Source organism: Sphingobium sp. PAMC28499 (genome assembly GCF_004795815.1).
In the GTDB taxonomy this organism is placed as follows: domain Bacteria; phylum Pseudomonadota; class Alphaproteobacteria; order Sphingomonadales; family Sphingomonadaceae; genus Sphingobium; species Sphingobium yanoikuyae.
Map to the genome: position 1 here is coordinate 2,918,316 of NZ_CP039248.1, position 12,590 is coordinate 2,930,905.

The following is a 12,590-nucleotide window of genomic DNA, read 5'->3' on the forward strand; positions in this document are numbered from 1 at the left end:
TTGTCTACACACTAAGACCAATTAAATACCATATGCCAGTGAAAAATTTCAAAGGCCGTCACAATTTTGAAAATATCCCTCTTGACGGCGGTATGACTTCGGCGGATGGTCTGCTTATTGGTATGCAGTTGGTCCGCCCAATTGGTGCCATGCATCAAATATAAATAAGGGGTGAGATATGGGGATTCGGACTTTTCTGGTCGGTACCGCCAGCGCCATTGCGCTGTTTTCGGGTGCCGCGCATGCGCAGGGAAGCGACGCTTCCGCGCCGGACGCCGATGCAAATGCCAGCGATATCGTCGTCACCGGCTATCGTGCCTCGCTCGCCAAGGCGATCGACGTCAAGCGTAACGCCGACGCGATCGTCGACAGCATTTCCGCCGAAGATGTCGGCAAATTCCCCAATACCAATGTCGCTGAAGCGCTGACGCTGGTGCCCGGCGTCACCGTCGACCGCCAGTTTGGCCAGGGCGAAAAAGTGTCGATCCTGGGCACCGATCCGGCGCTCAACCGCACCCTGCTGGACGGCCAGACCGTGGCGTCGGCCGACTGGTTCATCCTCGACTCGCCCGGCCGCACCTTCAACTATGCGCTGCTCGCACCGCAACTGGTCGGCCGGGTCGACGTTTACAAGTCGCCCGAACCGCGCATCGACGAAGGTTCGATCGGCGGCACGGTCAATGTCGTGACCCGCAAGCCGCTGGAGCTGAAGCCCTTCACCATGGCGGGCCAGCTTGGCTATCTCTACAATGATCGCTCGAAGAAGGGCGATATCCAGGGGTCGGCGCTGGTAAGCTGGCATAATGAGGAAGGCACGTTCGGCATCCTCGCCTCGTTCCAGCGCGCCAAGGACCGGCTGCGCCGCGACGGCGTCGAAACCTATGGCACGATGAAGGCCGACCAGTGGGCCGGCGGCAATGCCGACAATCCGGTGGACTCGCGCGACAATGGCTGCGTCGGCGAATGCGCCACCACGCTGAGCAACAATCTCGACGCGATCAGCCCCAACGCCTTTGGCACATCCTATTTCGAACAGGGGCGCGAGCGCCTGACCTATTCGGCCACCGCCCAGTGGAAGCCGGTCGACGAGCTGACCCTGGAAGCGAGCTGGCTCAAGATCGACGCCACCTACAACAACCTCAACCAGTCCATGTATGCCTTCCAGGGCAATACCTGGAACAGCCTGGGCGCGCTGACCGGGATCGAGGTCAATAACGGCATCGTGACCAGCGCGAGCTTCAAGAATGCGCTGTCGGTGCTGGACGTCCAGTATCGCGAGGCGGAGATGAAGTCCGACACCTATCGCGGCAAGGCGAGTTGGGACGGCGGCACCTGGGATCTGACGGTCGAAGGCGGCCTGTCGGACGCGGACGGCGGCACCAAGCGCCAGGTCTTCCTCGAATTCCTGAACTGGGCGGATTACACGGTGAACATTGGCGGCGCCCCCAAGTCGCCCGGCTCGCTGAGCTATGCCACCGACGTTCAGGGCAACCCCAATGCCTTCGTGACCGATCCGGGCTGGAGCGGCAACACTGTCACCAAGCCGACCAGCGACAAGGAGCGTTACGGCCAGGCTGACCTTGGCTTCGATTTCGACGGTGCTTTGAAGCGCATCCAGATCGGCTATAAATATCGCCATCACGAGACCGGCCAGCAATATGCGGGCATCGCGCTCAATGGCCTGGGCGTCGCCGCGGCGCAGTTCGATCCCAAGACGGTCGCGGGCAATTATCTGCGCGGCTTCAGCGGCGTGAACGATCAGATGACCGACCGCTTCATCATCAGCGGCCCGTCGATGGTCGACTATCTGGAAGGCCAGACGCTGCCGACGCCGTCGATCTTCGCGGCGGCCGAATTTACCGCCGGCAACTGGAACATCCAGGAAGATATCAACGCGGTCTATGCTCAGGCCAATTTCGACACCGGCACGCTGCGCGGCAATTTCGGCGTGCGCTATGTGAATACCAAGACCGACAGTGCCGGCTATGTCTGCAACGCTGGCGCGCCCTGCAACAGCGCAGCCGACTGGACCTGGCAGACGACCAAGCGCAGCTATGACAACTGGCTGCCCAGCGCAAATATCGCCTGGACCGCGCAGCAGGATCTGATCCTGCGCTTCTCCGCCGCCAAGGTGATGTCGCGTCCCAACTATGCCGACATGACCAATTATTTCTGGCTGTCGGACACGGTGCTGACCGGCGGTGGCGGCAACCCGAACCTGAAACCCTATACGTCGGGCAATCTCAACGCCTCGGTCGAATGGTATTTCAAGCAGGGCTCGATCCTGTCGGCGGAAGTCTTCTACAAGGATATCAGCAACTATATCCTGCAGAAGACGGCACCCGAGAGCTATTTCAACCAGTCGCAGGGCCGGGTGACGACCTATCAGATCAGCCGTCCCTACAATGCCGGTTCGGCCGAGGTGAAGGGTTTTGCCGTCGCCTATCAGCAGAACCTGCCCTATGGCTTTGGCATATTGGCTAACTACACCTATTCCGACGGTTCGGGTGAAGGCGGCCAGGCGCTGCCCTATAATTCCAAGCATCAGGCCAGCGTCAGCCCCTTCTTCGAAAGCGGTCCGGTCGCGCTGCGCGCCACCTACACCTGGCGGTCGAAATATTTCACCGGCATCGACCGCGGCGACAATATGTTCGTGCGGGACTCCGACAATCTGGACGTGTCGGCGACCTATAATGTCACGCCGCAGATCGGCATCACCCTGTCGGGCATGAACCTGACTGACGCGGAATATTATGCCTATGCCAACACCACGGCGCTGCCGCGCGGCGTCTATCGCTCGGGCCGCAAGTTCCTGGCGACGGTGAACTTCAACTATTGATTGCCTCGCCTGTCAGAAGGCGCATGACTTGAAGACGGCGGGACGGAACGCAACAGCGTCCGCCCGCCGCACGTCCCTTGTCGCGTCCGCGCGGCGCGGCAGGGGCACGCTATTTTCGGGAGCCTGTTTCGTGATCCGTGCCCGCCGCCTGACGCTGCTTGCGTCGCTGATGCTGTCCGGCATCGCCACCGCCCCGGCCATGGCCGAACTGCCCCGCCTGCTGCCGGTGCCGGCGCAGATGCGCGAGGGGCAGGGCGCTTTTCTTATCAGTTCGACCACGCCGATCCGGGTGCCTGTCGGCGATGCCGCTGCCCATAACGGGGCCGAGCGGTTCGCCGATTTGGTCGCCCGCAGCCGGGGCTTTCGTCCCCGGATCGAGACGGGGGGTGATAGCGGCAATGCGATAGTGTTCCGCCGCGCCAAGACCGGCGTAGCGGAATCCTACACCCTCGACGTGACCGGCAAGGGCGTCACGATCGCCGCTGGCGACGAAGCCGGCCTGCTCTATGGCGCGGTGACGCTGTGGCAGGCGATGACGCAGGATCAGGCTGCTGGCCCGGTATCGGTCGCGGCGATGCAGATTGCCGACGCGCCGCGCTTCCAGTGGCGCGGGCTGATGCTCGACAGCGCCCGCCATTTCCAGTCGCCCGCCTATGTTCGCCAGTTGATCGACTGGATGGCGGTCAACAAGCTCAATCGGCTGCATTGGCATCTGGTCGATGATCAGGGCTGGCGCATCGAGATCCCCAAATATCCGCGGCTGACCGAGGTTTCCGCCTGGCGCGTGCCCGCCGGTGCCCCTGGCGCGCCGCCGCTGCCCAAGGTCGGCGGCTTCTACACCCAGGCCGAAATCCGCGAGATCGTCGCCTATGCCGCCGCGCGCGGGGTCATGATCGTGCCGGAGATCGAGATGCCGGGCCATGCGCTGGCGGCGATCCGCGCCTATCCCAAGCTCGGCATGGGCGTGCCGATCCCGCCGGGTACGGAGTCCGACTGGGGCGTCTTCCCCTGGCTATATAATGCCGATGACGCGACCTTTGGCTTTCTGGAGGACGTGCTGACCGATGTGATGGCGCTGTTCCCGTCGCCCTATATCCATATCGGCGGCGACGAAGCGGTGAAGGACCAGTGGAAATCCTCGCCCGCGATGCAGGCGAAGATGAAGGCGCTGGGCATCAGCAGCGAGGATGCGATGCAGGGCTGGTTCATGCACCGCATCGACGATTTCCTGACCAAACATGGCCGCAAGCCGATCGGCTGGGACGAGATATTGGAAGGCGGCGCCTCGCCCCATGCCACCATCACCTCCTGGCGCGGGATCGAGGGCGCGGTGACCGCCGCCAAGTCGGGCCATGACGCGATATTGAGCCCGGCGCCGATCCTCTATTTCGATAATCGCCAGGGCTTTGGGCCGCTGGAGCCGCCGGGGCGTGGCCATCTGTCGGACCTTCACAGCGTCTATGACTTCAATCCGGAGCCCGAGGGGCTGAGCGCTGCCGAGCAGCAGCATATTTTGGGGCTGCAGGGCAATCTCTTCACCGAGCATGTCCGCACCGAGAAACGCGCCCAGTGGCAGCAATTCCCGCGCGGTAGCGCCGTGGCCGAAATCGGATGGTCGCCGGTCGCGAGCCATGATTTTGCCAGCTTCATGGACCGGCTGGTGCCGCAGATGGCACGCATGGGGACGCTGGGCCTCAAGCCCGCGATCAGCGCGCTGACGGTGACGGCAAAGGCCGACTATGCGCCGGGTGACAAGAACACGCGGGTGACGCTGGAAAGCCAGTCGGGCTTCCCGATCCATTATACGCTGGACGGCAGCGTGGTGACGCCGCGCGCACCGGTTTACAAGGACGGTCTCAGCCTGCCGGTCGGCACCCGGCTGCGCGCCGGCACCGCCTGGCGCGGCGGGATGATGCCGGGGGCGATCGACATCGGCCTCGACGCGTCCTTCCTGCGCCGCCGCACCGATGAGCAACTGGCAAGCTGCGCCAACAAGGTGGTGCTCTCGCTGGAGGATGATGCCCCGGCGCAGGGCGAGCGGGCGCATTTCCTGACCGATATCCTTGAGCCCTGCTGGCTCTATGCCGACGCCCCGGTCGGCGGCGCGACCAGGATCGCGATCGATGTCGGCCAGCTGCCGTTCAATTTCCAGATCGGCAAGGATCGCGACGCCATCCATTTCCGCGCCCCGGCGACCCCGGCCGGCGAAGTGGAGGTTCGGGCCGGCGGTTGCGAGGGCGAGCGCATCGCCGTGCTGCCGCTGGCACCGGCCGTCGGCAATCCGGAAGTCACCCGGCTGGTCGCGCCGATCGCGCCGCGCAGCGGCAAGGAAACATTGTGCATCACCTATACGGCGAAGGATGTTGAGCCCCTATGGGCGATCAAGCAGGTGGAACTGATCCCATGAGCGGGATGATGGCCAGCGTGACGTTGCGCGCGCCCCTGACGGGCTGGCTGGCGCCGATCGAAAGCGTGCCCGATCCGGTCTTTGCCGAGCGGATGATGGGTGAGGGCTTTGCCATCGACCCGATCGAAGGCGAAGTCCGCGCGCCGGCCGACGCGACCGTGCTGACGGTGGCGCCAACCGGCCATTCGGTTTCGCTGCGCCTCGCCAATGGCGCGGAGCTGCTGATCCATGTCGGTCTGGAGACGGTAGCGCTGGGCGGAAGGGGCTTCACGCCCCAAGTGAAGCCGGGCGATGCCGTCGCGGCCGGCGACCTGCTGATCGGCTTCGATCTCGATGCGGTAGCCGAGGGAGCCAAGGCGCTGATCACGCCGGTGGTGCTGGCCGGCGAGGGCTACGCCCTGTCGCTGGAGCCGCTCGACCGGCTGGTTGGCTGGAATGATGGCGTCGCGCGGATCACGGCGCTGGCGCCGGTGGCGGATAAGGGGGACAGCGAAGGCGACAGCCATGAGCGCGCGGTGCGGGTCGATGCGCCCCATGGCATCCATGCCCGCCCGGCCGCTCGGATCGCGGCGCTGCTGCGCACCTTCGTCGCGCCGGTGGCGATCCTGCGGGACGGCAAGAGCGTCAATGCGCGCAGCACCGTCGCACTGCTTGGCCTGGGCGTGCGCTGCGGCGATGAGATCATCGTCCGGGGCGAGGGCAGCGATGCCCGCTCAGCGGTCGAGGCGCTGGTGGCGCTGATCGAGGCCGGGCTGGGCGAGGAGGCGAAGGCCGATCATTCCGTGCCGGCACCGGTCGTACCGCAGCATGGGCCGGTAACAGCCGCACCGGGCTTGGCGATCGGGCAGGTGGTGCAGCTGCGCGTCGCCGATGTCGATGTGCCGCGCGACGGACAGGGCGGGGCGGCCGAACATGCCGCGCTCGCCCGCGCGATGGCGGCGGTCGATGCCGAATTGTCGGCGGGCCACGGCTTGGCGGCCGAGATCGCGGCGGCGCATCGCGCGCTGCTCGCCGACCCGGAACTGGCCGAGGCGGCCGGGCACCAGATCGATGCCGGGCGCAGCGCAGCCTTTGCCTGGCGCCACGCGACCGCCCAGGCGGCCGAGGCGATCCGTGCGACCGGCGATCCGCTGCTGATGGAACGTGTCGCCGACCTGATCGATATCGAGCGACAACTGATCGCCGCCCTGCTCGGCACTGACGCGAGCGCGGTGCCGACGCTGCCCCCTCAAAGCATATTGATCGCCGAGGATCTGCTCCCCTCGCAGTTTCTGGCGCTCGATAGGGACCGTCTGGCCGGAATCTGCACGGCGGCCGGCGGTCCCACTTCCCATGTCGCGATCCTCGCCGCGTCGGCCGGCATCCCGATGCTGGTCGCTGCCGGGCGGGATGTGCTGGGCATTGTCGACGGACGTACGGTCATCCTGGACGCGGACGGCGCACGGATCGATGCCGATCCGGGCGTGAACACATTATCGGAGGTCAGCGAACGGATCGCCGCCGCGCGCGAGCAGCGCAGCCGCGACCGGGCGCAGGCCCATGCCGATTGCCGCATGGCCGACGGCACCCGGATCGAGATTTTCGCCAATCTGGGATCGCAGGCCGATGCCGCCGCCGCCGTGGCGGCCGGGGCAGAGGGCTGCGGCCTGCTGCGCACCGAATTCCTGTTCCTGGAGCGGGAGGAGGCGCCGGACGAGGCCGAACAAAGGGAAATCTATTCCGGTATCGCAACGACATTGGGCGATAGGCCGCTGATCGTGCGCACGCTCGACATTGGCGGCGACAAGCCGGTGCCCTATCTGCCGATGGCGGCCGAGGAAAATCCGGCGCTGGGCCTGCGCGGGGTGCGCTTGAGCCTCGCCCGGCCGGACCTGATGCAGGTGCAGTTGCGCGCGATCCTGCGTGCCGTGCCGGCGGACCAGTGCCGCATCATGCTGCCGATGATCGCCGACCTGTCCGACTATCGGGCGGTCAGGGCGATGCTGAACGCGGAGAAAGCGGCGCTGGGCATCGATGCACCGGTGCCGCTCGGCGTGATGATAGAGACGCCGGCGGCGGCGATGCTGGCCGACATGCTGGCGGCCGAGGCCGATTTCCTGTCGGTCGGCACCAATGACCTGACCCAATATACGCTGGCCGTCGATCGCGGCAATGCGGCGGTGTCGCACCGGATCGATGCGCTGCATCCCGCGGTGCTGCGCCTGATCCGCGAAGTCGGGCGCGGGGCGCAGCGCCATGGCCGCTGGGCCGGCGTCTGTGGCGGCCTTGCCTCCGACCCGCTGGCCGCGCCGATCCTGATCGGCCTTGGCATCACTGAATTGTCGGCCACCCCGGCCGTCATCGCCCGGTTGAAGGCAGTGGTGCGCACGCTCGACATGGGCCGCTGCATCGACCTGGCAGAGCGCGCCTGCGCCGCCGAAAGCGCCGCCGTCGTGCGTGAAATGGCCCAAGGAGTCCTGGCATGAGCTTCCGTCCCGCCACCCTGCTGGCCCGGCTGCAACCGCTTGGCCGGGCGCTGATGCTGCCGATCGCGGTGCTGCCGATCGCCGCGCTGCTGCTGCGCCTTGGCCAGCCCGACATGCTCGCCATTCCCTTCATCGCGGCGGCGGGCGACGCGATCTTTTCCAATCTTGGCCTGCTCTTCGCCGCCGGTGTCGCCGTGGGCCTGGCCCGCGAAAATCATGGCGCGGCGAGCCTCGCCGGGGTGATCGCCTATCTGGTGACGACCGAGGGGGCAAAGGTGCTGCTCGTCCTGCCGCCCGACGTGGCGGAGGCGGCACAGGCTGCCTGGCGCGCCAAGGAAATCGCCAAGGTCTCCGTGCCGGCCGGTATCCTGTCGGGCATCGTCGCGGGCCTGCTCTACAACCGCTTTTCCGACATCAAGCTGCCCGATTATCTGGCCTTCTTCGCGGGACGGCGCTTCGTGCCGATCGTCGCGGGGCTGGCCGGCCTGTTCGGCGCATTGATGTTCGGCGTCGGCTTCCCCTGGATCGAGGCAGGGATCGATCGCCTCAGCCAATGGGTGGTGGCGGCCGGGCCGCTCGGCCTGTTCGTCTATGGCCTGCTCAACCGGCTGCTGCTGATTACCGGGCTGCACCATATCATCAACAATGTCGCCTGGTTCCTGCTCGGCGACTTCCATGGCGCGACCGGCGATATCAAGCGCTTCTTCGCGGGCGATCCGACCGCTGGCGGCTTCATGTCAGGCTTCTTCCCGGTGATGATGTTCGGCCTGCCGGCCGCCTGCCTTGCCATGTATCGCACCGCCTTGCCCGATCGGCGCAAGCGGGTGGGCGGCCTGCTGCTCAGCCTGGCGCTCACTTCCTTCCTTACCGGCGTGACTGAGCCGATCGAGTTCAGCTTCATCTTCCTGGCGCCGATCCTCTATGTCGTCCATGCGGTGCTGACCGGCCTGTCGATGGTGGTCATGGACGCGCTGGGCGTGAAGCTGGGCTTCGGCTTTTCCGCTGGCCTGTTCGACTATCTGATGAATTATGGTCTGGCGACCAAGCCGCTGATGCTGATCCCGGTCGGGCTTGTCTATTTCGCTGTCTATTATGCCACCTTCAGCTGGTGCATCCGCCGCTTCAACCTGAAGACGCCGGGGCGCGAGGATGAACCCGCCGCTGCGGCCGGGGACGTGCCGAGCATGGCCGGTGCGCGTGGGCCGGCGATGGTCGCGGCGCTGGGTGGCAAGGCCAATGTTCGATCGGTCGATGCCTGCACCACCCGGCTGCGGCTGGTGCTGGGCGACAGCGCGACCGTTGACGAGGCGCGGCTGCGGGCGTTGGGCGCGCGGGGCATCGTCCGCCTGCGCGATGGCGGCTTCCAGGTGGTGCTGGGGCCGATAGCCGATCAGGTCGCGGCGGAGATCCGTAGCGCGCTGGCCGGGCATGATCCGGCGCCAATCGCTGGCACGTCCGATCTGGTCGCGCTGCTCAAGCGCGCCGGTGTCCGCGCCGTCGAGCCGCGCGGCATGCGTTTGCTGGTGCGCGTCGATCGCCTCGCTGCCGTGGATGCGGCCGCGTTGCAGGGCGCCGGGGTCAAGGCCTGGGTGCTGCCGGCATCGGCCGATGGCTGGCTGCACCTGATCCTGGGCGACCAGGCGGAGCCGCTGGCGGATGCGTTGCGGGCCGCCTAGCCGAGTGCGATTCGGCGCGTGATGCCGATCGCGTCGAGGAAGCGCTCGTCATGGCTGACGACCAGCAGGGCGCCGTCATAGCCGCGCAGTCCCGCTTCCACAGCCTCGATCGCTTCGAGGTCGAGATGGTTGGTCGGCTCGTCGAGGATCAGCAGCGGCGGCGGCGCGCTGCCCAGCACGCAGGCCAGGCCCGCGCGCAGCATTTGGCCGCCGCTGAGGCTATCGACCCGTTGCAGCGCGGCGTCGCCGCGAAAGCGGAAATGGGCGAGCAGGGCGCGACGGCCATTCTCGTCCAGTTCCGGGTGCAGCCGGGCGAGATTGTCCGCGATCGACAGCGCGGGATCGAGCAGGGCGGCGGTCTGGTCCAGCACGGCGTGGCGCACTGGCCGGTCGATCCGCCCGGCGAGCGGCGGCAATGTGCCGGCCATGGTCGCAAGCAGGCTGGTCTTGCCCGATCCATTGGGGCCGGTGATGGCGATCCGTTCCGGCCCTTCGACCAGCAGGTCGACATGCGCCAGCAAGGGCATGGCGGGATCATGGCCGACGCTGACATCGGTGAGGCGCAGGACGATCCGATCCGGCGCAAGGCCGGTCGAGGGCAGGGTGATGCGGATAGGCTCCAATATCTCGACCCGGCTGCGTGCGGCCTGCGCCTGATCCTCCGCCTCGGCGCGCAGCCGCTCCGCAACATGGCGACCGGCAGCGGAGGACACCTCCGCCTGGTTCTTGCGCGCGCCGATCAGGATGCGGGGCATGTCGCCTCGGGCGCCCTTGCGGGCACCGGCGGCGTCGCGGCGCTGCTGGCGCTCGGTCGCGACCTGGGCCTTGCGCGCGGCCTGCTTCACCTGTCGTTCCGCGATGTCGAGATCATGGGCGGCGGCGGTGAGTTCGATCGCCTTGCGCTCGCGATAATGGGACCAGTTGCCGCCATAGCGCTGCGCGCCGAGGCCGGTAAGTTCGACGATCGCGTCGACCCGCTCCAGCAGCTCGCGATCATGGCTGACGAGGATCAGGCCGGCGCGCCAGCCATCGACCAGCTCGGCGACGGCCGCGCGCCCGGCCCGGTCAAGATTGTTGGTCGGTTCGTCCAGCAGCAGGAAGTCGGGTGCGTCGAGGATCGCGCCGGCAAGCGCGGCGCGGGTGCGCTGGCCGCCCGACAGGGTGCAGAGCCGGGTATCCGGCCCGGCATCGAGCCCGACCCGCTCCAGCGCGGCGTCGATCCGGCTTTCGAGCGTCCAGTCGGCATCGGCCAGCTGTTCGGCGGATGCGTCGCCGCTTTCGGCCAGGCGCAGCAGGGCGATGGCATCGGCCACGCCCCACAGATCGGCGATCCGTTCATCCGCGCCGAACTGCACGGCCTGGCGCAGGCGGGCCAGCCGGCCCTGCACGGTGATGCTGCCGCTGCTGGGGGTAAGATCGCCGGCGATCAGGCGCAACAGGGTCGTCTTGCCGACGCCGTTGCGGCCGACAAGGGCGGTGCGCTCGCTCTGGAAACGAAGGTCTAGACCGGAAAGGACGGACTGGCCGTCAGGCGTGGTCCAGCCGAGATTGGAACAGGATATGGCGGGCATGAGCATGAATTTCCCTGGCAGCGTTGCGGATCGGCATTGCGGTCAGGTTGAAATCCACGGCACGGTCTCTTTTCTTGTGAATTGAGACATCAATCTAGCTGCGATCGCCGCCCTGTTCAAGCGCCGCGCGGCATGGGACAAACATCGGCATCGCGATAAACGGCGAAAAACCGCGCTTTTCTGCGGCTTGGCGGGATGTTCCCGCTCGTCGGTGCGCATGCTGTCGCCGGCCATGGACTTGTGCCGTCGGGCGCTGCTCCGCCATGGCAGGGCGGAACAAAGATTTCCTCGGAGGGGAACCATGAGCATAGCCGTCTTCGACTGTTCGGACATCGACCAATATCTCGGCAAGCCGATGCAGCCTGCGCGGATGCGCGAGCCGATCCACAATAATGACATTCGCCGCTGGGCGCAGGCGATGCATTATCCCAACCTGCTCCATTATGATGCCGATTATGCCGCCGAGGGGCGCTGGGGGCGGTTGGTCGCGCCGCAGAGCTTTGCCGTGACGATGGATGACGGCCATGGCGCCGGGCCGGCCTGCGTCGGCGCTATCCCCAATTCGCATCTGCTGTTCGGCGGCGACGAATGGTGGTTCTATGGCCCGCGTATCCAGGGCGGCGACCTGGTCCATAATGAGCGCATCCCGTTCGACTATACGGTCAAGGATACCAAGTTCGCCGGGCCGACCTGTTTCCAGCGTGGCGACAATAATTATTACAATCAGAATGGCGAGCTGATCGCCAAGCAGCGCTCCACCTCGATCCGCTATCTGGCCGAGGCGGGGCGCGAGAAGACGACCGATGTGGTCGAGGGCACCGAAGATCCGGTGTGGAGCGACGAGGAACTGGCGCAGATCCAGGATCGCAAGTTCGACTGGGTGCAGATGCTGCACGAACTGGGCCATGGTAAGCGCTATTGGGACGATATCCAGATCGGCGCCGCGCTGCCCGAGCGCGTCATCGGCCCGCACAGCATTGCCAGCTTCACCACCGAATGGCGCGCCTATCTGTTCACCATCTGGGGCGGCACGCACCGGCGCACCGACCTCGACATGGAGGCGCTGGGATTCGTCAAGGAAATGGCGGGGCATGAAAATGACCCGGTGATGGAGCGGATCAATCCGGAACTGACCGACGGCGCCTATTTCGGGCCGTCGCGCGGCCATCTCTTCCCGCGCTGGGCCCGCTTCATCGGCATGCCGCGGGCCTATGGCTATGGCGCGTCGATGGGCGCCTGGATCGTCGACTATCTGGCGGGCTGGGCCGGCGAATGGGGCATGGTGACCCATTCGGTCGCTTCCTATCGCGGGCCGGCCTTCACCGGCGACATCACGATCATGACCGGCACGGTGGTCGACAAGTTCGTCGACGATGACGGTCGCGACGTGGTGCAGATCGACTGCCGCATGGTCAATCAACTGGGCACGACCCTGGCGACCGCCAAGGCGGAAGTTGCATTGCCGCGCAAATAAGTGCGGCAATGGCCGCGGCGCGTTTTTGCGGCTCGCGGTGCCAAGATGTTGAAGCAAAAAGGGGATTTTCCTGCGTGCGACGAACGGTGCGTCGCACGCAGCGCCCGCAATGCCGCAACTTCTTCGAATTTCTAAAGATTTTGTTAACCATTTTACTC

General features: G+C 66.1%; 6 protein-coding genes. 5 read left to right on the forward strand and 1 reads right to left on the reverse strand.

What is annotated here, in order from left to right; all coding sequences use genetic code 11:
* Positions 1-178 precede the first annotated feature (178 nt).
* From E5554_RS14130 to nagE, 4 genes are all read left to right on the forward strand, one after another.
* The gene (locus E5554_RS14130) at positions 179-2,839 is read left to right on the forward strand and encodes a TonB-dependent receptor (RefSeq protein WP_136187170.1); all 2,661 of its coding nucleotides are present in this window, start codon (positions 179-181) and stop codon (positions 2,837-2,839) included.
* 130 nt (positions 2,840-2,969) lie between these two features.
* Positions 2,970-5,246 (forward strand): family 20 glycosylhydrolase, encoded by a 2,277-nt coding sequence (locus tag E5554_RS14135; RefSeq protein WP_136187171.1) that lies wholly within the window; start codon positions 2,970-2,972, stop codon positions 5,244-5,246.
* Positions 5,243-7,711, forward strand: coding sequence for a phosphoenolpyruvate--protein phosphotransferase (gene ptsP / locus E5554_RS14140; RefSeq protein ID WP_136187172.1), 2,469 nt, complete (start codon positions 5,243-5,245; stop codon positions 7,709-7,711). Before E5554_RS14135 ends, ptsP begins: the two co-directional genes overlap by 4 nt.
* Entirely contained in the window at positions 7,708-9,387 is a 1,680-nt protein-coding gene (gene nagE / locus E5554_RS14145; protein ID WP_136187173.1) for an N-acetylglucosamine-specific PTS transporter subunit IIBC, read from the forward strand. Before ptsP ends, nagE begins: the two co-directional genes overlap by 4 nt.
* On the opposite strand, the gene E5554_RS14150 is transcribed toward nagE, so the two are convergent.
* The gene (locus E5554_RS14150) at positions 9,384-10,964 is read right to left on the reverse strand and encodes an ABC-F family ATP-binding cassette domain-containing protein (protein WP_136187174.1); all 1,581 of its coding nucleotides are present in this window, start codon (positions 10,962-10,964) and stop codon (positions 9,384-9,386) included. The genes nagE and E5554_RS14150 overlap by 4 nt on opposite strands.
* Before the next feature lie 295 nt (positions 10,965-11,259).
* Here E5554_RS14150 and E5554_RS14155 point away from each other — a divergent pair, with 295 nt between their 5' ends.
* On the forward strand, positions 11,260-12,432 hold the full coding sequence (locus E5554_RS14155; protein WP_037521545.1) for a MaoC family dehydratase N-terminal domain-containing protein: 1,173 nt from the start codon (positions 11,260-11,262) through the stop codon (positions 12,430-12,432).
* The last annotated feature ends 158 nt before the right edge of the window (positions 12,433-12,590 follow it).

What these genes read in the sequence shown, in the direction of transcription:
- nagE (WP_136187173.1), top strand. Translation starts at nt 7,708, where the DNA reads ATGAGCTTCCGTCCCGCCACCCTGCTGGCCCGGCTGCAACCGCTTGGC.
- E5554_RS14155 (WP_037521545.1), top strand. Translation starts at nt 11,260, where the DNA reads ATGAGCATAGCCGTCTTCGACTGTTCGGACATCGACCAATATCTCGGC.
- E5554_RS14150 (WP_136187174.1), bottom strand. Translation starts at nt 10,964, where the DNA reads ATGCTCATGCCCGCCATATCCTGTTCCAATCTCGGCTGGACCACGCCT.
- ptsP (WP_136187172.1), top strand. Translation starts at nt 5,243, where the DNA reads ATGAGCGGGATGATGGCCAGCGTGACGTTGCGCGCGCCCCTGACGGGC.
- E5554_RS14130 (WP_136187170.1), top strand. Translation starts at nt 179, where the DNA reads ATGGGGATTCGGACTTTTCTGGTCGGTACCGCCAGCGCCATTGCGCTG.